The following is a 22,472-nucleotide window of genomic DNA, read 5'->3' as shown; positions in this document are numbered from 1 at the left end:
CTTCGCCGTTCGGACGGCGCGACCGGTGCGCTTGAACGCTTCGTAGCGGAGACGATCTCCTGCGACGCCGGGTTCGCTGACACCGCTCGCTGAACCAGCTTGAGCTGTCGACGTCCGTATCACGGCTACTCCGCCGCGGGTTGTACCACGCCCTTCTTATCCGGCGCCGCGCCGTGATGATCGGCGGTCTCGGCATCCTCGCTGTGCACGATCAGGCGCTTTGCGAATCGCCAGATCAGGGCGCCGAGATCGTCCATCACCATGAACATCGCGGGCACGAACACCAGCGACAGGATGGTCGAGAAGATCAGGCCGCCGATCACCGCGAGCGCCATCGGCGAGCGGAACTCGCCGCCGGCGCCGACCGCGAGCGCGCTCGGCGTCATGCCCGCGGCCATCGCGATCGTGGTCATCACGATCGGGCGCGCGCGCTTCATGCCGGCGTCGATCATCGCTTCCTCGCGCGGCTTGCCGGCCCGGATTGCCTCGATGGCGAATTCCACCAGCATGATCGCGTTCTTGGTGACGATACCCATCAGCATCAGAATGCCGATCCAGACCGGCGTGGTGAGCTGCTTGCCGGTGATGAGCAGGGCGGCGATGGCGCCGCCGATCGAGAGCGGCAGCGAGAACAGGATGGTGATCGGCTGCAGGAAGGTGCCGAACAGCAGCACCAGCACGGCGTAGACCATCATCAGGCCCGCGGTGATAGCAGTGGCGAAGCCGTCGGACAGCTCGTTCAGGCTTTCGGCGTCGCCGGAGGGCGAGACCTTCACTCCCTTCGGTCGGCTCTTCATCACCGGCAGGTCGTAGATCTTCTTGGTCGCGTCGCCGAGTGCGGCGGAGCCGACGAGGTCGGCGGCGACGGTTGCCTGCCGCTCACGATCGTAGCGGTTGATGCTGGTCGGACCCTGGTCGAGCTTGACGTCGGCGATGACCGAGAGCGGCACGCCGCCCTTCTCGCCGCGCTCGCCGAGCGGCACGCGCAGCTGTTCGAGCGTCCTCAGATTACCGCGCGCGGCGTCCTCGAGCTGGACGCGGATCGGCACCAGGCGGTCGCCGACGTCGAACTTGGCGAGCGCGGGCCCGACATCGCCGATGGTGGCGACGCGGATGGTCTGCGACAGGCTTTCCGTGGAGACGCCGAGGCGCGCGGCGAGATCTGCGCGCGGCTCGATGCGCAGCTCGGGCCGCTCGAGCGTGGTTTCCGAGATCACGTTGGAGATCGTCGGAATCCGCTTCATCTGCGTCGCGAGCTCGCTGGCGACGTTGTTGACGATGTTGGCGTCGACGCCGGTCACGACCAGCGAGATGGCGCGCAGGCCGTTCTCGTCGAGGAACCAGAAGCGGATGTCGGGAACGTTCTCCAGCTCCTGGCTGATCGAGAATTCGAGCTCGCGCTGGGTGATGTCGCGGCTGTCCTTGGGCGTGTAGTTGATGATCAGAGAGGCGCGCCGGACTTCCTGGGTGCCCGGCGGGACGCGCCCGCCATCGACGAAGATGCTCTTCACCTCCGGCCGCTTGCGCAGGCGTGCGACGATGTCCTCGGTGACCTTCTCGGTGTAGGCAAGCTGGGTGCCCGGCGGCAGCTCGAGCGCCAGCAGCGAGCGCGCGCTGTCCTGCGCCGGCAGGAAGCCCTGCGGCAGCAGCGTGATGCTCCAGATTGAGGCGGCGAACACCCCGAAGCCGATCAGCACGGTGATGAAATGGTGCTTCACCGACCAGGCCACGATCCTGTGATAGGCCCGCAGCACGCGGCCGGGCGGCGGCTCTTCGTGCGCATGGTGCTTGAGGAAGTAGGCGGCCAGCACCGGCGTGACGAAGCGCGCCGCGAGCAGCGAGAAGAACACTTGCACCGAGACGGTGATGCCGAACTGCTTGAAGAACTGTCCGGCGATGCCCGACATGAAGCTCGCTGGCGCGAAGATCGCAATGATGGTCAGCGAGATCGCGATCACCGCAAGGCCGATCTCGTCTGCGGCTTCAAGTGCGGCACGATAGGGCGACTTGCCCATGTTCATGTGCCGGACGATGTTCTCGATCTCGACGATGGCGTCGTCGACGAGAATACCTGTCGACAGCGTGATGGCGAGGAAGCTGACGAGGTTCAGCGAGAAGCCGAGAAGGTCCATCGCCCAGAACGCCGGGAAGATCGACAGCGGGAGCGAGATCGCGGCAATGATGGTGGCGCGCAGGTCCCGCAGGAACAGGAGCACGATGATGACGGCAAGGATGGCGCCTTCGAACAGGGTCGAGATCGCCGCGTGGTAATTGCCGTTGGTATATTCGACCGAGGTGTCGATCACCTTCAGGTCGACGTCGGGATAGGCGGCCTTCAGCGCGTCGATGCGCTTCTGCACGGCCTCGGCCACCTTCACATCGCTGGCGCCCTTGGATCGCTTGATGCCGAGCGCGACCACCGGCTCGCCGTTGAAGCGGGCGAAGGTGCGGCGGTCGGCGATGGTGTCGGTGACGGTGCCGAGATCGTCGAGCCGGACCTCACCGCCGCCGAACAGCGGGATCATGGTGCCGGCGAGATCGCCCAGTGTCTTCGCGCCCGCAAGCGTGCGGATCGCCTGGTCGTTCTTGCCGATCTCGGCGCGGCCGCCGGCGACGTCGACATTGGTGCCGCGCAGGCTTTGGCTGACATTGACCGCGGTCAGCCCCATCGCCTGCATCCGGTCCGGATCGAGCGAGACCAGGATCTCGCGCTCGACACCGCCGATGCGCTCGACCTGGGCAACGCCGCGCACGCCCTGCAGCGCGCGCTTGACGACGTCGTCGACGAAATAGGAGAGCTGCTCGGGCGTCTTGCCGGGCGAGATCGCGGCATAGGTGACGATCGGCAGGCCGATGACGTCGACGCGCTGGATCAGCGGCTCGGTGACGTTCTGCGGCAGGTTGGAGCGCACGCGCGTCACCGCGTCCTTGACGTCGTTGAGCGCGCGGTCGGTGTTGGTTTCCAGCGCGAACTGGATGGTGGTCACTGACACGCCGTCGGTGATCGAGGAGGTGATGTGCCTGACCCCCTCGACGCCGGAGACGGCATCTTCAACCGTCTTGGTGACCTGGGATTCGAGCTCAGCGGGTGCTGCGCCGAACTGCGACACCACGACCGAGATCACGGGAATGTCGGCCGAAGGCAGCCGCGTCACCGCGAGCTTGGTGAAGGACACCCAGCCGAGGACCAGGAGGATGATCGAGAAGACGACCGACGGCAGCGGATTGCGGATCGACCAAGCCGAGATATTGAGAGCCATCAGCGTACCCGCGTGCGATCGAGTTCATCGGCGAACATGGTCTTGATCTGGTCGCCGTCATGGAGCGAAGAGCCGGCGTCGGCCACGACGATTTCGCCGACCTCGAGGCCTTCCAGAATTTCCGTCGCGCTGTCGGACGACAGCCCGACCCGTACCTTGCGCGTCTCGACAATATTGTTTTTGACGACCTGAATGGTGAGATGGTCGATCGCGGTCTTGGGGATCGAGACGCCGCAGCTTCGCTTGGCGTCGATCGAGGCGCGGGCAAACACGCCGACCTTGAGCGAAGGATTGTTGGTGACGCTGATGCGGACGCGGCCGAGCTGCGTGGTGCGGTCGATTTCGGGCGCGACCAGCCGGACCCGGCCGATCAAATCGGGCGCGTCATCGCGGCTGATGCGCACGGTCGCGCCGGGATTGAGCTTGGGCATGTGCACCGCCGGGACCTGGGCGTCGAGCTCGATCTCGTTGTTGACGGCGATGCGGAACATCGGGCCGGCCTGCGGCGAGGCGGGCGCGCCGACGATGGTGCGTACTTCGGTAACGAGGCCCGGCGCGGGCGCCTTCAGCGAGATCGGGCCTTGCGGGCCGGGTCTTTGCGGCTGGCCGGGGATCTGCGGCGGCGCCGTCAGGCGCGCCAGCTCCTGATTGTCGGTGACCATGGCGCCTTCGGTGACGAAGAGGTCGGTGACCCTGGAGCCTTCCTGGTCGGCGACGACCACGGCCTCGCGGCGCGGCACGAAGAAGCCGGTCACCCGCACGAGGTCGGAGAAGCAGGCGTTGGTCGACTTCGTCACGATGACGAGCGCCTCGCTCGGCGTTTCCTTCGCCTCGGGGCGATGCCGATGCTCGAACAGATAATAGCCGACGCCGAGCGCAACGACGAACACCACGGTTCCGGCAGGCTTGAGATATTCGGAGGCGTTCATCGCCGGATTGTCCTGGCCTGGCTCACGGCCATCCGCACGAGGCCTGCTGAGAGCGTTTCCCTGAAATAAAGCGGCGTCCCGCAAGGCTGCGGGACGCGCTTTTGAAGCAAGACTTTACACCACATCACGACTTGGCACTTCAAAGGATTTGGCACTTCAAAGGATTACGTCGTGCTCTCACTTCGATGCGGTGGTCTTGTTTTCCATGTTGACGACCTGGACGCGACGATTGACCTCCGCCATCGGCTGGGCCGGGTCCTTCAGCTTGCTCTTGCCATAGCCGACGGTGACGAGATCGGTCGCGGCGATACCGTACTTGTCGACGAGGTAGCGCTTGATCGAATCCGCGCGGCGCTCCGACAGGTCCTGATTATAGCCCTCGCCGCCGGCGGCGTCGGTGTGGCCGGCCACCACGAAGGTCGAGCCCTTCAGGTCGGGGCTGGTCAGCGCGCGACCGAGCGCCTGTACCGAGCCGAGCGACTTGGCGCTGATATTGGCCGAGTTGTAGTCGAACGTGATTTCAAGATCGATATTCGGCTTGTCCTTGGCCACCGACGCGATCTCTTCGCGCTCGGTCGACGAAAGCGAGCGCGTCGAGCGGCCGCGCACGGACTGGATCAGCTTGGTTTCCGCCGCACTGGGTGCGGGATCGGCCTGCGGGGCGATCGAGAGGCCGCGGGTCAACGGCTTCTTCGGCGGCGGCGCCAGTGCGCGGACGATCTCGTCCTCGGTAACGTTCTTGCTGTTGCCGTCGTCGCCCGCGAATGCGAGCGGGGTCGTCAGCGACAGAGCGGCGCCGACCGTGATGATGGACAGGATCGCGGTAAATCCCTTTGCAGCCAATCTCATTGCCAGTCCCTCCTGCGCAGCTGACCGCGCGGTTCCAAAATTCCTGCAATGGCCCCCCGGGAAAGGCCGCCTGCGGCATCCGTCCGTTAGTCTTCCCTGGGCCGCCGAGGGTTCGAGGCGTCTGTCGCCTCAACTCAAAAAAATACTAGCGTACTCCGTAGCTTGCGAACTCCTGAACAATGTTCGGGTCCATCGCCTTGGCATTGGCGATGTCGAGCGCGCCTTCCTGCGCCGAGCCGTTGCGCTGCTTGGCAATCCCGCGGCCAAAGAGCGAGGAGGTCAGGCGCGGGTTGATCTTCAGGGCTGCGTCGAAATCGGCGATGGCGTTCTTGACCGCTCCCGATTTCAGATTGACGAGCCCCCGGCTGTCCAGCGCATCGACGAAATTCGGCCGCAGCCGCAGCGCCTCGTTGCAATCCTTCAGCGCGCCCTGGAGGTCGCCGACCACGGTGCGGGTCCAGCAGCGGTTGTTCAGCGCCTCGACGTCCTTCGCGTTGATCCGAAGCGTCTCGTCGAAATCCTTGATGGCCAAGTTGTAGGCGCCCTTGCTGGCATAGACCTGACCGCGCCGGTACAGCGCGTTCACGTCATCAGGATTGGCGGCGATCTTGGCCGTCAAGCCCTTGATGGTCGGATCCTCCGCCAGCGCGGCCGCGCTCGGCCCGCTATCCATGCTCGGCGCGGGGGTGGTCTCGGCTGGTTTCACCGGCGGTGGCGCCGGCGGCAAGGCCGCCTCGACCTGCGGTTTCGGTGAGGGCGCCGGTGCCGGAGCAGGAGCCGGTGCTGGAGCAGGTGCCGCTGCCGTGTCCGCCGGCTTTGGCGGCGGAGGCGGTGCGGGCGGAGCCGGCGGCGGGTTGTTGGCGACAACCGGCGGCGATGGCGGCGGTGCCGTCATCGACGGGCGCGATCCGCCGGCGCCCGGAATGAACGAAAAATCCTCGGCGAGCGACGAGGAGATCCACGGCACCTGTTCGCCGCGCGAGGCGCGGGTGACGCCCATCTTGGTGCGGTTCAGCGTCTCCTCGGCCATCAGGTCGGGGACGCGGATCTCCTTCAGGAGCTCCTGGACGAACAGGCTGTGATCGCCGCCCGCGTCCGAGACCACCGAGGCCAGTGCCGCCGAGTACATGACCAGCGTGCCGTTCGGCGCGATGACCGGCGTCAGGCCGGCCGAGAAGCTGCGGAACCGGCGCTCGAAGGGATTGCGCCTGGAGGCGTCGACCAGCGCGATCTTGACGCCCGCGCCGCGGGTATTGAGCTCGCCGAGCACGGTCTCCAGGCTGAAACCGTCGCGGCGCACGTCGGATTCGGTCCAGATCTGCGCGTCGATCGGCAGCATGTAGCTCTGGCGCGCCGACTGGATGCCGAAACCGCTGAAGAAGATCAGCGCCACCGAGCCCGGCTTGATCTTGCCATAGAGCTTGTCGAAGGCGCGGCGCATGCCGTCGCCGGTCAGGTTCTCCCCGATTTCAACGGAAAAGCCGTCGCGCTTGAGCTCGTCGGCGACGTCGCGCGCGTCGTTGAGCGGTTCCTTCAGCGGGGCGTCCGCGTCCGGATATTTGGCGTTGCCGATGACCAACGCATAACGGTCGCCGGCGGCCAGGGATGGCGCAACCGGGACGAGCGAAACGAGCAAGGGCAGAAGAAAAAGGAAGCGAATTTTCATAATCAGCGCGGTCCAGCCAAAAAGGCGCCGTTACCAGCTTGCGCCGCGGCGACCTTAACTTACGCAATGTGCATTATCAAACCGCGGAAGGGGGGCGTCAACCGCTTGGAGATTCGGCATTATCGCGACAATTGACCGCGATGGCATGGGCGCGCCGGGAGGGGAATAAACGGACTGTCACGGTTGTGCTCGGCGCCATCTGGTTCGACTCTGCGGCAGGATGTTGGAGCAGCCGCGACAAAGAAGATGTGAGGGGTCTCACATAGCAGACTGGACGCTGTCGCAGCCCTCCGGTGTTTGACCTTTGCGGCCGACAATGGCTTGGTGCGCTCGATCGTCCCCGAAGGTCCAACTCAGAAAAGAAAACTATGGGAAGCGCCTACGAAATCTACGCCCTGCGTTATGCGACGATGTCGCCACGCACCCCCAACATGAACTTCCTTCAGCCCGACCCGCATGACAGCGCGGCGCAGGATCTCGACTATTTCGTCTGGCTGATCCGAGGGCAGGGCCGCGAGATCCTGGTGGACACCGGTTTCAATGCCGAGGAGGCGAGCGCGCGGGCGCGCAAGCTGACGCTCAATCCGGTCGATGCGCTGGAGCGCTTTGGCGTCGCGGCGTCGAGCGTTCGCGACATTATCGTGACGCATCTGCATTACGACCACGCCGGCAATCTCGATCGCTTCCCGAACGCGCGCTTCCATCTCCAGGAGCGCGAGATGGCTTACGCGACGGGACGCTGCATGTGCAACGGACTGCTGCGACATCCGTTCTCGGTCGAGCACGTCACGCAGATGGTGCGTCATGTCTATGGCGAGCGCGTCAATTTCTATTCCGGCGACGGCGAGGTCGCGCCCGGCGTCACCGTGCACCGTGTCGGCGGCCATTCCGACGGCTTGCAGGTAGTCAAGGTCGAGACCGCACGCGGGCCGGTGGTGCTGGCGTCCGATGCCGCGCATTACTACGCCAATCTGCAGCGCAAGAGCCCGTTCCCGATCGTCTACAATATCGGCGACATGGCGCAGGGCTGGGAGACGATCGAACGCCTCGCCGGCGATCCTGACAGGTTCATTCCCGGCCACGATCCGATCGTGACGGAGATCTATCCGCGTGCCAGCGACAAGGTCGATGCCTGGGCGCTGCATTTGCCGCCGTCGCGGTCGTTTGCGAAGTGACGGAATCCGGGGCGTGGTGTCAACGAGTGCCGGCAGGATCCCGGCAAGCAACGATATCGCGGGGAGATTTTCGAGCCGCTACCTCCGGCGGAGAGAATACCGCCAGGTATCCTCCGTCCCCTGCGAGCTTATATGTGGCGACCTCGCGATAGCCGACGGCGGTCAATTCGCAGCGCAAGAGCTCAATTGGCGTGCCATGCTTCGACGTCGGAAGCTCAAGATCGACAATTCCGACCCGCGCATCCTGCTTTAGAGCGGCCGCGAGATTGTAGAGGAAGGCATAGGGTTGGGCTATCTCGTGATACATGTGCACGAGGATTGCAGCATCCAGCGAGGAAGCGGGCAGACGCGGGTCGTGTGGTTCGCCGAGGGCGAATTGCACGTTCGTCAACTTCAGACGTTCTGTTCGCGTGGCGAGCTCGATGAGGTAATCCCGCGTGACGTCCTGGGCAACGACAGAGCCGGCGGGGCCGACGAGGTGCGAGAGCCTGACCGTGTGGTAGCCGCTGCCTGCTCCAATGTCGCCCACTGTCATACCTGGTTTCAGTTCAAGAGCACGTGCGATTTGACCGGCCTCATTGAGGGCGTCTCGGCGCTCTTCGGCGGCGCGGCGCGGGCTGACGATCCGTGCAACAGGGCGCTGGGGTGACGGAAACTCGTTTGCAGCGACTCCGGGGGAAGCCAGATAACCTATGTCAGCGGCGTATGCGCGAGTTGCGGCAAACGCCGCAAGTAGCGCCGTTATATAAGCCAGTGCCGTCACGGACCTGCCAAGCTTTCTCAATCGGCCTCCCAAAAGCCGACGTCTGCACCTCTATGAGTACGCGACCTAATACGCCTCTTTCGCGTCGGCCTCTTCGCTGGTCTGGATCAGGTCGAGGCTCTGTTCGATCTTGCCGAGCAGGGCCGAGAGCTGCTTGCGCTCCTGCGCGGAGAGGCAGGCGAGGATCTCGTCTTCCCGCCGCAGCAATTGCGGGAACAGCTCTTCGTACAGCGCGCGCCCCTTCTTCGTCAGTTGCAGGCGGAATTCGCGGCGGTCGGCTTCGTTCTCGACCCGCTCGATCAGCCCCTGGTGCAGCAGCGTGGTCACGGCCCGGCTGATGGTCGATTTGTGCGTGCGGGTGCATTGCGAGATGTACTGCGCGCTACAGGCATCGTTGCGGAAGCCGAGCGTCGCGATCACGCGCCAGGCTGGAATGTCGAGGCCGTGACGTTCCTGATATTCGACCGCAAGCGCGGAACTCACCTCCGCCGCCAGCCGGTTGAGGCGGAACGGCACGAACTTGAACAGGTCGAGCCGTGACTTTGGCCGCAATGAAGCCTCGTCGGCTTCGCGTGCCTTCAGCGCGATGTCGCTGGATGTCCTCGCCAAGGCTTGCGCTCCGAATTCCAGTTGACGGCCGGCCGGCTCCGGTCCAAAATAGTTGCACGTGAGACTATCTAGCAGATCAGTCCTCTCTTGACCAGAGCCGAGGTTAGCGCATGGCGCAGGCCAATACGCAGCAGGCCAAAACCCAGTTCGGCTATCGCCGCCACCCCGACCAGGATCGTCCCGGCCAGAGTACGGCCGAGCATCCCGTGGTGGTCGTCGGCGCGGGCCCGGTGGGGCTGTCGCTCGCGATCGACCTTGCCCAGCGCGGCCAGCGCGTCGTGCTTCTGGATGATGCCGACCGGATCGGCGAAGGCTCGCGCGCGATCTGCTTCTCCAAGCGGTCGCTCGAATATTGGGACCGGCTCGGCGTCGGCGACCGCATGGTCGAGAAGGGCGTGGTGTGGAGCGTCGGCCGCATTTTCCACGGCGAGTCGCAGCTCTACCAGTTCAACCTGCTGCCGGAAGACGGTCACAAGCGGCCGGCCTTCATCAATCTCCAGCAATATTACGCCGAGGCCTATCTTGTCGATCGCATCAGTGATCTCCCTGAGATCGATCTGCGCTGGCGCAACAAGGTGACGGCGCTAGAGCAGCGCAACGATTCCGTCGCGCTGACGATCGAGACACCGGAGGGCGCCTATCGCCTGCACGCGCAATATGTCGTCGCCTGCGACGGCGCGCGCTCCTCGCTGCGGCAGATGGTCGGCGCCGAGTTCGCGGGACAGGTGTTCGAGGACCAGTTTTTGATCGCCGACGTCAAGATGACCGCGGAGTTCCCGACCGAGCGCTGGTTCTGGTTCGATCCGCCGTTTCATGCCGGCCGCTCCGCGCTGCTGCACCGTCAGCCCGACGACGTCTGGCGCATCGATCTCCAGCTCAATCGCTTTGCCGATCCCGTCGTCGAGAAGAAGCCGGAGAACGTGCGGCCGCGGATCGCGCGCATGCTCGGTCACGACAAGTTCGAGTTCGAGTGGATCTCGCTCTACAAATTCCAGTGCCGGAGGATGGATTGCTTCCTCCACGGCCGGGTGATTTTTGCGGGCGATTCCGCGCATCAGGTCTCGCCCTTCGGTGCGCGCGGCGCCAATTCCGGGCTAGAGGACGCCGAGAATCTGTCCTGGAAGCTCGACCGCGTGCTGCGCGGCACCTCGCCCGCGGGCCTGCTCGAGAGCTACCATGTCGAGCGGAGTCTCGCGGCCGACGAGAACATCCGCGAATCCACCCGCTCGACCGATTTCATGGCGCCGAACTCGCATCAGGAAGCGCGGCTGCGCAAGGCGGTGCTGTCGCTCGCCAAGGAGACCGAGTTCGGCAAGCGCATGGTCAATGGCGGGCGGCTCTCGGTGCCGTGCAGCTACGACTCGCCGCTGTCATCGCCCGATGCGGAGGCGTGGCGCGGCGGACCGTTGCCCGGCTGCTCCATGCTCGACGCGCCCGTTGGCGAGCAGGCCTATCTGACCGACGCATTCCGCCGGGGTGGAACGGACTTCACCTTGCTGTCGTTCAGCAATGGCGCGGCGATCGATGCGCCCGATGGCGTCAAGGATATCCGCATCGGTACCGAGGGCGGGCTTGCCGACCCCTCGGGCCTTGTCGCAAAGCGCTATGGCGCCGAGTCAGGTACTGCCTATCTGCTCAGGCCCGACGGCTACGTTGCGGCGCGCTTCCGACATCCGACGCGTGCGGCGATCGCGGCCGCGTTGTCGCGGGCCCAAGGCTTGAATTGAGGATTCGCATGCCGCTTTCAACCAGCTCCAACTTCGCGCGGCCCGACGATGCGTTTCGCGCCATCGTCGAGGCGCACCGCGGCTTCACGGACGAGCAGAGCGCCGATTTCGACGCGGCACTGGTCCTGATCCTCGCCAACCATATCGGCGACATCGACGTGTTGCGGGAAGCGATCGTGCTCGCGAAGCGGCGCATGACCGACGGCCAGCAGCAACAACAGCAACAACAATAACCCCAAGACCTGAGGACGAATTGATGGCGAAGAACTTCGCATCCACCGGCGATCTCTCCGAGAAGAAGATCACCTTCTCAGAGATCGGCACCGATCTCTATGCCTTCACCGCGGAGGGCGATCCGAACACCGCGATCATCGTCGGTGACGACGGCTGCCTGGTGTTCGACGCGCAGTCGACGCCGGCGATGGCCAACAAGGTGATCGAGCGCGTCCGCACCGTCACCGACAAGCCGATCAAATATGTCGTGCTGTCGCACTATCACGCCGTGCGCGTGCTGGGCGCCTCCGCCTACAAGGCGCAGGGCATCGTGGCCTCGCAGGAGACCTATCGCCTCATCGAGGAACGCGGCCAGCAGGATTGGGATTCCGAATATGGCCGCTTCCCGCGGCTGTTCCAGGATGCCGCGAGCATTCCAGGCCTGACCTGGCCGACGCTGACCTTCGAAGGCGAGATGTCGATCTATCTTGGGAAGCGCGAAGTGCGCCTGATGCAGCTCGGTGCCGGCCACACCTCCGGCGACATCGTCGCGTGGGTGCCGGATGCCGAAGTGATGTTCTCCGGCGACCTCATCGAATATCACTCGGCCTGCTATTGCGGTGACGCGCATTTGCGCGAGTGGCCGCTGACGCTGAATGAGATCCGCAACTTCAATCCCAAGGCGATCGCGCCGGGCCGCGGTGATGCGCTGAAGGGCACGGCCACGGTGCGCGAAGCGATCGCGATGACGCGCGACTTCGTCACCTCGCTCTATGGCGCGGCCGAGATCTCGGTCGCCAGGGGACGCACGCTGAAGGAATCGATGGCGGCGACGCGCGAAGTGATGGACCCGAAGTTCCACAGCTTCGCCATCTACGAGCACTGCCTGCCGTTCAACGTGTCGCGCGCCTATGACGAGGCGTCGGGGATCGACGACCCCGTGATCTGGACCGACAAGCGCGACCAGGAAATGTGGGCCGCCCTGCAAGGAGGAGGATAGTCATGAACGTCAACACCTCGCCTGATCAGATCATTCGCAGCTCGGCACAGGTCACGCCGGGCTACATGTCCGGCTTCGGCAACAGCTTCGAGACCGAGGCGCTGCCGGGCGCGCTGCCGATCGGGCGCAACTCGCCGCAGCGCTGCGCCTACGGGCTCTACGCCGAGCAGCTTTCCGGCTCACCCTTCACCGCGCCGCGCGGCACCAATGAGCGCTCCTGGCTCTATCGCATCCGCCCCTCGGTGAAGCATTCCGGCCGCTTCGAGAAGGCCGATGCCGGCCTGTGGCGCTCGGCGCCCTGCCATGAATACGATCTGCCGATCGCGCAGCTGCGCTGGGACCCGGCGCCGATCCCGAAGGAGGACATGACCTTCCTTCAGGGCGTGCAGACTATGACGACCGCCGGCGACGTCAACACGCAGGCCGGCATGGCCGCGCATGTCTATCTCATCACCAAGTCGATGGTGGATCAGCATTTCTACAATGCCGACGGCGAACTGATGTTCGTGCTCCAGCAGGGCAATCTGCGCGTCGTCACCGAATTCGGCCGTATCGACGCCGAGCCCGCCGAGATCGTGGTGATCCCGCGCGGCGTCAAATTCCGCGTCGAGATTCCGAACGGTCCTGCACGCGGCTATCTCTGCGAAAACTACGGCGGCGCCTTCACGCTGCCGGAGCGCGGGCCGATCGGCGCCAATTGCCTCGCCAACGCGCGCGATTTCCTCACGCCGGTCGCGCATTACGAGGACAAGGACACGCCGACCGAGCTCTACGTGAAATGGGGCGGCTCGCTGTTCAAGACCACGTTGCCGCATTCGCCGATCGACGTCGTCGCCTGGCACGGCAATTACGCGCCCTATAAATACGATCTGCGCACCTTCTCTCCCGTAGGCGCGATCGGGTTCGATCATCCCGATCCTTCGATCTTCACGGTGCTGACCTCGCCGTCGGAGACCGCGGGCACCGCGAACATCGACTTCGTGATCTTCCCCGAGCGCTGGATGGTGGCCGACAACACCTTCCGCCCGCCCTGGTATCACATGAACATCATGAGCGAGTTCATGGGCCTGATCTACGGCGTCTACGACGCCAAGCCGCAGGGGTTTGTCCCGGGCGGCATCTCGCTCCACAATTGCATGCTGCCGCACGGCCCCGACCGCGATGCCTTCGAGCACGCCAGCAATGGCGAGCTGAAACCGGTCAAGCTGACCGGCACCATGGCCTTCATGTTCGAGACCCGCTACCCGCAGCGCGTGACAGCGCATGCCGCGACGTCGTCGACGCTGCAGGACAATTACGCGGACTGCTGGACGGGACTCGAGAAGCGGTTCGATCCGAACAAGCCGTGACGGTCTTCCCCTCTCCCCTTGTGGGAGAGGGTGGCATAGGCGGCCTCTGGCCGCCGTCTCTTAAGAACGCCGATGCTTTGCATCGGCTATGGCGTAGCGGCGAGACGGGTGAGGGGTCTGTCTCCGCGAGCGAACCTCTCTCATTTGGACTCGCGGATAGAACCCCTCATCCGGCGCTTCGCGCCACCTTCTCCCACAAGGGGAGAAGGAAAAAAGGACCGAGCGAAAAGTGACAAAGCACCCCAACGACCCCAGCCTCCGCTCCTTCATCGACGTCGATCCTGCCTCCGACTTCCCGATCCAGAACCTGCCCTATGGCGTGTTCTCGACCTCGGCGAATCCGACCCCGCGCGTCGGCGTCGCGATCGGCACTTATGTGCTCGATCTCTGGGAGCTCGAGCAGGACTCGCGGCTCGACATCGGCCCGCTCGGCGTGTTCTCTGGTCCCTCGCTCAATCCGTTCATGGCGCTGGGACCGAAGGTCTGGACGAAGACACGCGCGCGGATCAGCGAGCTCTTGCGCCACGATCATCCGGAGCTGCGCGACAATGAGGAGCTGCGCAAGCAGGCCCTGGTGCCGATGCGCGATGCAAAATTGCATCTGCCGTTCGCGGTTTCCGGCTATACCGATTTCTATTCGTCGAAGGAGCACGCCACCAATGTCGGCGTGATGTTCCGCGGCAAGGACAATGCGCTGCAGCCGAACTGGCTGCACATGCCGATCGCCTATAATGGCCGCGCCTCCACCGTCGTGGTCTCCGGGACGAAGGTGAAGCGACCGCGCGGCCAGCTGAAGCCGCCGAATGTCGAGGTGCCGAGCTTCGGGCCGTGCAAGCGGCTCGATTTCGAGCTGGAGATGGGCGTCGTGGTCGGCCAGCCCTCTGCCATGGGCGGCATGCTGACCGAGCAACAGGCCGAGGAGATGATCTTCGGTTTCGTGCTGCTCAACGACTGGAGCGCGCGCGACATTCAGCAATGGGAATATGTGCCGCTCGGCCCGTTCCTGGCAAAAGCGTTCGCGACCTCGATCAGCCCGTGGGTGGTGACGCGCGAGGCGCTGGAGCCGTTCCGCCTGAAGGGACCGGAGCAGGAACCGGTGCCGCTGGATTATCTCAAGCAGGCGAAGCCGCAGAACTATGATCTCGAACTCGACGTCTCCTTGCGCGCGGCCGGCGCCAATGCGCCCGCCGGCATCAGCCGCACCAATTTCAAATACATGTACTGGTCCTCGGTGCAGCAGCTCATGCACCACGCCTCCAGCGGTTGCGCGATGAATGTCGGCGATCTCCTTGGGTCCGGCACCATCTCCGGCCCGGAGAAGAACCAGCGCGGCAGCCTGTTGGAGATCAGCTGGAACGGCACCGAGCCGGTGGAATTGCCCGGCGGCATCAAGCGCTCGTTCCTGGAAGACGGCGACAGCCTCGTCATGCGCGGCTGGTGCCAGGGCAATGGCTACCGGGTCGGGTTTGGCGAGGTCGAGGGGACGATTTTGGCGGCGGAGTAGCCGCGCGTTGCGGTGTCGTAGGGTGGGCAAAGCGAAGCGTGCCCACCATTCCGATCATAGTTGCGGAGACATGGTGGGCACGGCACTAAGGCGCCTTTGCCCACCCTACGAGACCTATCGCCTCTCCGGCGGCACATCCCGCACCCGCGCGCAATGCGCCGCGACATCCTCCGGGCTGTATTTCAAATGCACCCGCTTGTCGGACGGCACGTGTTTGGTGACGCACACGCCCGGCCGCCATTCCTGCGTCGGCCTGATCGGGCGCGGCGCAAAGCCGCCGCCGCAATTCGGGCAGACGTTGGAGAGTTTCGTCTCCACGCAATCCGCACAGAACGTGCATTCATAGGAGCAGATCCGCGCATCCGTTGCATCAGGCGGCAGGTCGCGGTCGCAATATTCGCAGTTCGGTCGAAGCTGGAGGGCCATGGCTGAATCTCCGCAGATTGGCTTGATCATCGCAGACGGCGCGTGAAGCGCGAATGCCGTAGTTCCCTCGATTTCAGCCAGCCTTCAAATCCTTCAGCGGCAGCCGCGAGCTTTCCTTGAGCCTGTCGAGCACGATCGAGGAGCGCACATGCGCCACGCTCTGGTGCGGCATCAGCACGTCGTTGACGAGATTGGAGAGACCCTTGAGATCGCGCAGCACGGCTTTGAGCACGTAATCGGCGTCGCCCGTCAGCGAATAAGCTTCCTGGATCTCGTCGATGCGGTTGACCAAGGCGCGGAAGCGTTTCGAATTGTCCGGCGAGTGGGTCGCGAGCCCCACCTGGATAAAGGCGATCACACCGAAGCCCAGCGCTTCGCTGGAGAGATCGGCGTGATAGCCCGAGATCACCTTCTCCTCCTCCAGCCGCATCCGCCGCCGCGAGCATTGCGAGGCCGAGAGACCCGCGAGATCGGCGAGCTCCTGGTTGGTGAGGCGGCCGTCGTCCTGGAGCGCGCCCAGGATCTTGAGGTCGAAGGCGTCTACGGAGATCATGCGTCATTTATCCATTTCATGCACGGATCGTGCATATGATAGCCAAAACGCGTCCCGTTTGCACGCTCATTGCACGCCCGGTGAAGGATAGTTCATGGCAGCAGCAATTGGAGAGCACCATGGGTCCGTTTCCGCACGATGCACCGCCGGCCACCGTCACCGCCGACAATCCGATGGGCACCGACGGGTTCGAGTTCGTCGAATATGCGCATCCCAATCCGGAAGAGCTGCACGCGCTGTTCAAGCTGATGGGTTATGCGCCCGTCGCCCGCCACAAGAGCAAGAAGATCACGGTCTATCGCCAGGGCGACATCAACTATCTCGTCAACGAGGAGCCCGGCACCCACGGCTTCGACTTCGTCGCCGCGCACGGCCCCTGCGCGCCGTCGATGGCGTTTCGCGTGGTCGATGCGAAGGCGGCCTATGACCGTGCGATCGCGCTCGGCGCCGAGCCTGCCGATGTGTCGTCGGCGCAGAAGACGCTCGATGTGCCCGCGATCAAGGGCATCGGCGGCAGCCTGCTCTATTTCGTCGATCGGTACGGCGCCAAGGGCTCGGCTTATGACGCCGAGTTCGAGTGGCTGGGCGCCCGCGATCCCAAGCCGGTCGGCGCCGGCCTGTTCTATCTCGATCACCTCACCCACAACGTCCATCGCGGCCGTATGGATGTGTGGACGGGCTTCTACCAAAAGCTGTTCAACTTCCGCCAGATCCGCTTCTTCGACATCGAGGGCCGCGCCTCCGGCCTGTTCTCGCGCGCGCTGACGAGCCCGGACGGCAAGATCCGGATTCCGATCAACGAGGACGCCGGCGAGTCCGGCCAGATCGAGGAATATCTGAATATCTATCGCGGCGAGGGCATCCAGCACATCGCCTGCGGCTGCCGCGATATCCACGCCACCATCGAAGGCCTGCGCGAAGCCGGCCTGCCCTTCATGCCGTCACCGCCGGAGACCTATTTCGAGCGGATCGATGCGCGCCTGCCGAAGCACGGCGAGGACGTCGCGCGGCTCCGGACCAACGGCATCCTGATCGATGGTGAGGGCGTGGTCGATGGCGGTCAGACCAAGGTGCTGCTGCAGATCTTCTCCGCCAACGCGATCGGCCCGATCTTCTTCGAGTTCATCCAGCGCAAGGGTGACGATGGTTTTGGCGAGGGCAACTTCAAGGCCCTGTTCGAATCGATCGAGGAGGATCAGATCCGGCGCGGCGTGTTGAAGGTGGATACGGCGGCGTAGGTCGCTGCGTTCGGGCACACTGCCGTAGGGTGGGCAAAGCGCAAGCGTGCCCACCACTTTTATCAGGATTGTGGAGAGATGGTGGGCACGGCGCTTCGCGCCTTTGCCCACCCTACGCGATCTTTGCCGAGGCTAGATCTACCTCTTCCACGCAGCCATCACCGCACCAATCTCCGCGCCCTCCGGCTCCCGCACCGCCGACGGCGTGCGTGAGAACCGCGGCGCGGGCGCGGGCTGCTTCACGCCGTGGCGTTCGAGGAAGACGTTGCGGGCGACCATGTGCGGATGCTCGGTCGCTTCCGACATGGTGAGCACCGGCGCGAAGCAGATGTCGGTGCCTTCCATGATCCTGCACCAGTCCTCGCGGGTCTTGCTCCTAAACACGGCCTGCAATTTCTGCTTCAGCGCGGGCCAGGCCTTGGGGTTCATCTGCGCGTCGAAGTCGGCATCGGTCAGGCCCGCGTGCTCGCGCAGCAGCGCGTAGAACTGCGGTTCGATCGAGCCGATCGAGACGAAGTGCCCGCAGGCACATTCATAGACGCCGTAGAAATGTGCGCCGCCGTCGAGGAAGTTCTGGTTGCGCCCCTCGCTCCAGCGGCCGATCGTCTTCATGTCGAAGAAGAACGACATCAGCGATGCCGCGCCGTCGCACATCGCGGCGTCCACGACCTGGCCCTTGCCGGACCTTTGCGCTTCGAGGAGGGCGGCGAGAACGCCGACGACGAGATAGAGCGCGCCACCGCCGAAATCGCCGACCAAATTGAGCGGCGGCACCGGGGCTTCCTTGGTGCCGATCGCGGCCAGCGCGCCGGTGATCGAGATGTAATTGATGTCGTGGCCGGCGGCGTTGGCGAGCGGGCCTTCCTGGCCCCAGCCGGTCATGCGGCCGTAGACGAGTTTGGGATTGCGCGCGAGCACGACGTCGGGCCCGAGTCCAAGCCGCTCCATCACGCCGGGACGAAAGCCCTCGACCAGCGCGTCGGCGCTGGCAAGCAGGTCGAGCACCTCTGCGATCGCCGCCTTGTCCTTGAGGTCGAGCTCGATCACCTTGCGGCCGCGGCCCGCGACCGACTTCATGCTCTTCTTCGCACCGACGCGATCGAGCGTGACGACATCGGCGCCCATGTCGGCGAGCATCATGCAGGCGAATGGGCCGGGTCCGATGCCGGCGAATTCGACGACACGGAAACCCGAGAGCGGGCCGGAGGTGCGGACGGAGGAGGTGGGCGCTGGTTTATCGAGCACGTTGTTGTTTCCTCGGGTCGCCGGCGAATTCCGGTGGTCCGGCAATCGCCTTTGACGTTCCTCTTTGGGGGCGAGTTAATTGGCTGATTAACTTTTCTCGCCTTCATGTCCGCGAGGCAAGCGGTTTTCATGCATGGGCGCATAATAAAAGCGGCGCGCATTGCTGCGCGCCGCGGAAGATTTGTGTTGAGGCGCTAAGGCGCGACGCGCTGTCGCGCTTTATCGACGCGATCAGCCCGCGGCGGCCACCGCGCGCTGCGCCATCACCTTGACGAGGTTGGCGCGGTATTCGGCCGTGCCGTGGATATCGGCCAGCAATCCGCTCGCCGGAATGCTGACATTGTCGAGCGCCGACGGCGACCAGTTCGCCTTCAGCGCGGCTTCGATCGCGGGGACCCGCATCACGCCGCTCTGCGAGGCGCCGGTGGCGGCAACACGGATCTCGCCCGACTTCGTCTGCGCGACGAACACGGCGGTCAGCGCGAAGCGTGAGGCCGGATGCCGCATCTTTTCGTAGCCCGCCTTCGCCGGCACCGGGAACGACACTGCGGTGATGATCTCGCCGTCTTCCAGCGCCGTCGTGAACAGGCCCTGGAAGAAGTCCTCGGCCGAGATCGACCGCTTGTTGGTCTTGACGGTGGCACCGAGCGCCAGCAGCGCGGCCGGATAATCCGCGGCGGGATCGTTGTTGGCAATCGAGCCGCCGATCGTGCCGCGATAACGCACGGCGGGATCGCCGAGCACCGAGGTGAGATAGGCGATCGCGGGGATCGCCTTCTTCACGTCGGCATTCTGCATGATGTCGAAATAGGTCGTGCCGGCCTTGATGGTCAGCACGTCGCCCGAGAGCTCGACGCCCTGCAGCTCCTTGATCTTGCCGAGGTCGATCACGTCGGACGGGCTGGCGAGCCGCTGCTTCATGACCGGCAGCAAGGTCTGGCCGCCGGCGAGGAATTTCGCCTCACTGCTCTTGCCGAACAGGGCGACGGCCTCGTCGACCGAGGAGGGGCGATGATAAGTGGTCTGGTACATCTTGTTGCTCCTCTCAGGCCGCGTGGATCGTGCGCCACACCCGGTCCGGGGTTGCGGGCATTTCCAGATTGTTCTTGCCGATCGCATCCGTGATCGCGTTGATCACGGCCGCAGAGGCGCCGATCGCGCCGGCCTCACCGCAGCCCTTGATGCCCAGGGGATTGCCCGGGCACAGCGTCGTGGTGTGGGAGAGGTTGAACGAGGGCAGGTCGTCGGCGCGCGGCATGGAGTAGTCCATGAACGAGGCCGTGACGGGCTGGCCGTTGGCATCGTAGATGGCGTGCTCGAGCAGCGCCTGCCCGATGCCCTGGGCAAGGCCGCCATGGACCTGTCCCTCGACGATCATCGGGTTGATCAGCCGGCCGAAATCGTCGGCCGCGACGAAGTTGACGAAGGAGGTCTTGCCGGTGCCGGGATCGACCTCGAGCTCGCAGATGTAGGCGCCGGCCGGGAAGGTGAAGTTGGTCGGATCGTAGAAGGCGCTTTCCTTCAGGCCCGGCTCCATCCCGTCAGGCAGATTGTGCGCGGTGTAGGCCGCGAGCGCGACCATCGGGAAGGCGATCGCCTTGTCCGTGCCGGCCACCTTGAACTCGCCGTTCTCGATGACGATGTCGCCCTCGGACGCTTCGAGCGCATGCGCCGCGATCTTCTTGGCCTTGGACTCCATCTTCTCCATGGCCTTCAGGATCGCGGTGAGACCGACGGCCGCCGAGCGCGAGCCGTAGGTGCCCATGCCGAACTGCACCTTGTCGGTGTCGCCATGGACGATCGAGACCTGGCTGATGGGAACGCCCAAGCGTTCCGCAACGAGCTGGCAGAACGTGGTCTCGTGACCCTGGCCGTGGCTGTGCGAGCCCGTCAGGATCTCGATGGTGCCGACCGGGTTGACCCGCACTTCGGCGGATTCCCACAGACCAACGCCGGCGCCGAGGCTACCGACGGCCTTCGACGGCGCGATGCCGCAGGCCTCGATGTAGCAGGACACGCCGATGCCGCGCAGCTTGCCGTCCGCCTTCGCCTTGGCCTTGCGGGCTGCGAAGCCGGCATAGTCGATCGCCTTCATCGCGGCATCGAGCGAGGCATTAAAATCACCGGTGTCATAGGCCATGATCACAGGCGTCTGGTGCGGGAACTGGGTGATGAAGTTGCTCCGGCGCAGTGCTGCCGGATCGACCTTGAGCTGCCGCGCCGCCGTCTCCATCAGCCGCTCGATCAAATAGCTCGCCTCGGGGCGGCCTGCGCCGCGATAGGCGTCGACCGGCGTGGTGTTGGTGTAGACCCCGACCACCTCGGCATGGATCGCCGGGATGTTGTACTGGCCCGACAGCAGCGTCGCGTAGAGATAGGTCGGGACCGACGAGGAGAACAGCGACATGTAGGCGCCGAAATTGGCGTAGGTCTTCACCTTCAAGCCGGTGATCTTGTTGTTGGCATCGAACGCCATCTCAGCATGGGTGACGTGGTCGCGGCCATGCGCATCGGTGAGGAAGGCCTCGGTGCGGTCGCCGGTCCATTTTACCGGACGGCCGACCTTCTTCGAGGCCCACAGCGCCACCATCTCCTCGGGATAGATGAAGATTTTTGAGCCGAAGCCGCCGCCGACGTCGGGGGCGATCACGCGCAGCTTGTGCTCGGGGGCGATGTTGTAGAACGCCGACAGCACGAGGCGGGCGACGTGCGGGTTCTGCGAGGTCGTATAGAGCGTGAAGTGCTCTTCCGCCGCGTCATAGTCGGCGATCGCCGCGCGCGGCTCCATCGCGTTCGGGGCGAGGCGGTTGTTGGTGACGTCGAGCTTGACCACATTGGCGGCCTTGGCGAAGGCGGCATCCGTCGCGCCCTCGTCGCCGATCACCCAGTCATAGACCTGGTTGCCGGGGGCTTCGGGGTGAAGCTGGGCTGCGCCGGCCTTGATCGCGGCATGGATATCGGCGACTGCCGGCAGCTCTTCATAATCCACGACCACGGCTTCGGCCGCGTCGCGCGCGAGGTTCTTGCTGTCGGCGATCACGACCGCGACGGCCTGACCGACGAAGCGCACGGTTTCCGGCGCCATCGCCGGCCATGCGCCCATCTTCATCGGGCTGCCGTCCTTGGAGGTGATGGCCCAGCCGCAGATGAGATTGCCGACCTTGTCGTCGACGATCTGCTGTCCCGTGAGCACGGCGACCACGCCCGGCATGTCGAGCGCGGCGGATGAATCGATCTTCTTCACCTTGGCATGCGCATGCGGGCTTCTGATGAAATGGGCATGGGTCATGCCCTGCAATTTGATGTCGTCGACGTAACGGCCTTTGCCGGTAATGAAACGCTTGTCTTCCTTGCGCACGACGCGCGCGCCGATGCCTTCAACACCCATGTCTGGTCCTCCCGACCGGAAGTTTCTTTGACTGCGCTTTCCCTCGAAAGCGGCAGCGGTGGTTCTTTATTCGAGGCGCGCCGATTTACTCGGCCGCCTGCGAGACCTTCATGCGCCCGGCTGCGTCCAGCACGGCCTTGACGATGTTGTGGTAGCCGGTGCAGCGGCAGATATTGCCTTCGAGCTCTTGGCGCACGGTGGGCTCGTCGAGCTGGCCGCCATGGCGGTGCACGATGTCGATCGCCGACATGATCATGCCCGGCGTGCAATAGCCGCATTGCAGGCCGTGATTGTCGCGGAAGGCGGCCTGCATAGGGTGCAGCTCGTCGCCCTTGGCGATGCCTTCGATGGTGGTGACGCTGGCGCCGTCGGCCTGGCCCACCAGCATGGTGCAGGATTTCACCGCCCGGCCGTCCACGTGTACGACGCAGGCGCCGCACTGGCTGGTGTCGCAGCCGACATGGGTCCCGGTGAGATTGAGGTGATCCCGCAGGAGCTGGACCAGCAGCGTGCGGTCCTCGACGTCGACGGCAACGGCCTTGCCGTTCACCGTCAGTTTGACTGTAGACACGGAACAT

General features: G+C 64.6%; 19 protein-coding genes. 7 read left to right on the top strand and 12 right to left on the bottom strand.

The annotated features are described in order from the left end of the window. Positions 1 to 125 precede the first annotated feature (125 nt). The 4 genes from ABIB95_RS36485 to ABIB95_RS36470 form a co-directional block, all read right to left on the bottom strand. The gene (locus tag ABIB95_RS36485; protein WP_354246907.1) at positions 126 to 3,260 is read right to left on the bottom strand and encodes an efflux RND transporter permease subunit; all 3,135 of its coding nucleotides are present in this window, start codon (positions 3,258 to 3,260) and stop codon (positions 126 to 128) included. Continuing rightward, positions 3,260 to 4,189 carry an efflux RND transporter periplasmic adaptor subunit gene (locus ABIB95_RS36480; protein ID WP_071908567.1) on the bottom strand — a complete coding sequence of 310 codons (930 nt, stop codon included), beginning with the start codon at positions 4,187 to 4,189 and terminating at the stop codon, positions 3,260 to 3,262. The genes ABIB95_RS36485 and ABIB95_RS36480 overlap by 1 nt, the downstream gene beginning before the upstream one ends. A gap of 177 nt (positions 4,190 to 4,366) precedes the next feature. Further along, positions 4,367 to 5,038, bottom strand: a complete 672-nt coding sequence (locus ABIB95_RS36475; RefSeq protein ID WP_354246904.1) for an OmpA family protein — start codon at positions 5,036 to 5,038, stop codon at positions 4,367 to 4,369. 145 nt (positions 5,039 to 5,183) lie between these two features. Then, a complete protein-coding gene (locus ABIB95_RS36470) occupies positions 5,184 to 6,704 on the bottom strand; it encodes a caspase family protein (RefSeq protein WP_354246901.1) in 1,521 nt (506 codons plus the stop codon). 368 nt (positions 6,705 to 7,072) lie between these two features. On the opposite strand from ABIB95_RS36470, the gene ABIB95_RS36465 reads away from it, so the two are divergent. Further along, positions 7,073 to 7,879: an N-acyl homoserine lactonase family protein gene (locus tag ABIB95_RS36465; RefSeq protein ID WP_354246898.1), complete on the top strand. Its 807-nt coding sequence runs from the start codon at positions 7,073 to 7,075 to the stop codon at positions 7,877 to 7,879. 19 nt (positions 7,880 to 7,898) lie between these two features. On the opposite strand, the gene ABIB95_RS36460 is transcribed toward ABIB95_RS36465, so the two are convergent. Then, on the bottom strand, positions 7,899 to 8,663 hold the full coding sequence (locus ABIB95_RS36460) for a class I SAM-dependent methyltransferase (RefSeq protein ID WP_354113742.1): 765 nt from the start codon (positions 8,661 to 8,663) through the stop codon (positions 7,899 to 7,901). Between the two features lie 45 nt (positions 8,664 to 8,708). After that, positions 8,709 to 9,251, bottom strand: coding sequence for a MarR family winged helix-turn-helix transcriptional regulator (locus ABIB95_RS36455; RefSeq protein ID WP_354246894.1), 543 nt, complete (start codon positions 9,249 to 9,251; stop codon positions 8,709 to 8,711). A gap of 110 nt (positions 9,252 to 9,361) precedes the next feature. On the opposite strand from ABIB95_RS36455, the gene ABIB95_RS36450 reads away from it, so the two are divergent. The 5 genes from ABIB95_RS36450 (at position 9,362) to fahA (ending at position 15,044) form a co-directional block, all read left to right on the top strand. Beyond that, on the top strand, positions 9,362 to 10,978 hold the full coding sequence (locus ABIB95_RS36450; protein ID WP_354246891.1) for an FAD-dependent oxidoreductase: 1,617 nt from the start codon (positions 9,362 to 9,364) through the stop codon (positions 10,976 to 10,978). Positions 10,979 to 10,986: 8 nt separating this feature from the next. Continuing rightward, positions 10,987 to 11,211, top strand: a complete 225-nt coding sequence (locus tag ABIB95_RS36445) for a DUF2783 domain-containing protein (RefSeq protein WP_014490505.1) — start codon at positions 10,987 to 10,989, stop codon at positions 11,209 to 11,211. A gap of 23 nt (positions 11,212 to 11,234) precedes the next feature. After that, a complete protein-coding gene (locus ABIB95_RS36440; protein WP_014490504.1) occupies positions 11,235 to 12,191 on the top strand; it encodes an MBL fold metallo-hydrolase in 957 nt (318 codons plus the stop codon). 2 nt (positions 12,192 to 12,193) lie between these two features. Continuing rightward, positions 12,194 to 13,540 carry a homogentisate 1,2-dioxygenase gene (gene hmgA / locus ABIB95_RS36435; RefSeq protein ID WP_354246888.1) on the top strand — a complete coding sequence of 449 codons (1,347 nt, stop codon included), beginning with the start codon at positions 12,194 to 12,196 and terminating at the stop codon, positions 13,538 to 13,540. Positions 13,541 to 13,769: 229 nt separating this feature from the next. After that, positions 13,770 to 15,044: a fumarylacetoacetase gene (gene fahA / locus ABIB95_RS36430; RefSeq protein ID WP_354246885.1), complete on the top strand. Its 1,275-nt coding sequence runs from the start codon at positions 13,770 to 13,772 to the stop codon at positions 15,042 to 15,044. 114 nt (positions 15,045 to 15,158) lie between these two features. Here fahA and ABIB95_RS36425 read toward each other — a convergent pair whose 3' ends face one another. Both ABIB95_RS36425 and ABIB95_RS36420 read right to left on the bottom strand, forming a co-directional pair. Further along, on the bottom strand, positions 15,159 to 15,470 hold the full coding sequence (locus tag ABIB95_RS36425; RefSeq protein ID WP_208084016.1) for a DUF1272 domain-containing protein: 312 nt from the start codon (positions 15,468 to 15,470) through the stop codon (positions 15,159 to 15,161). A 73-nt stretch (positions 15,471 to 15,543) separates the two neighbouring features. Next, the gene (locus ABIB95_RS36420) at positions 15,544 to 16,023 is read right to left on the bottom strand and encodes an Lrp/AsnC family transcriptional regulator (protein ID WP_038959069.1); all 480 of its coding nucleotides are present in this window, start codon (positions 16,021 to 16,023) and stop codon (positions 15,544 to 15,546) included. 119 nt (positions 16,024 to 16,142) lie between these two features. Between ABIB95_RS36420 and hppD the strand changes: the two genes are divergently transcribed. Further along, positions 16,143 to 17,261, top strand: a complete 1,119-nt coding sequence (gene hppD, locus ABIB95_RS36415; RefSeq protein WP_354246882.1) for a 4-hydroxyphenylpyruvate dioxygenase — start codon at positions 16,143 to 16,145, stop codon at positions 17,259 to 17,261. Positions 17,262 to 17,399: 138 nt separating this feature from the next. Here hppD and ABIB95_RS36410 read toward each other — a convergent pair whose 3' ends face one another. From ABIB95_RS36410 to ABIB95_RS36395, 4 genes are all read right to left on the bottom strand, one after another. Then, positions 17,400 to 18,506: a CaiB/BaiF CoA transferase family protein gene (locus ABIB95_RS36410; protein WP_071916985.1), complete on the bottom strand. Its 1,107-nt coding sequence runs from the start codon at positions 18,504 to 18,506 to the stop codon at positions 17,400 to 17,402. A 231-nt stretch (positions 18,507 to 18,737) separates the two neighbouring features. Next, positions 18,738 to 19,538: an FAD binding domain-containing protein gene (locus ABIB95_RS36405; protein WP_028149283.1), complete on the bottom strand. Its 801-nt coding sequence runs from the start codon at positions 19,536 to 19,538 to the stop codon at positions 18,738 to 18,740. 13 nt (positions 19,539 to 19,551) lie between these two features. Beyond that, complete coding sequence (locus tag ABIB95_RS36400) at positions 19,552 to 21,894, bottom strand: xanthine dehydrogenase family protein molybdopterin-binding subunit (protein ID WP_085403643.1); 2,343 nt, start codon at positions 21,892 to 21,894, stop codon at positions 19,552 to 19,554. An 85-nt stretch (positions 21,895 to 21,979) separates the two neighbouring features. Then, positions 21,980 to 22,465 (bottom strand): (2Fe-2S)-binding protein, encoded by a 486-nt coding sequence (locus ABIB95_RS36395; RefSeq protein WP_071908555.1) that lies wholly within the window; start codon positions 22,463 to 22,465, stop codon positions 21,980 to 21,982. Positions 22,466 to 22,472 lie beyond the last annotated feature (7 nt).

This window comes from Bradyrhizobium sp. LA2.1, from assembly GCF_040547725.1.
Taxonomy (GTDB): Bacteria; Pseudomonadota; Alphaproteobacteria; order Rhizobiales; family Xanthobacteraceae; genus Bradyrhizobium; species Bradyrhizobium barranii.
This window is presented reverse-complemented; position numbering and strand designations above follow the sequence as displayed.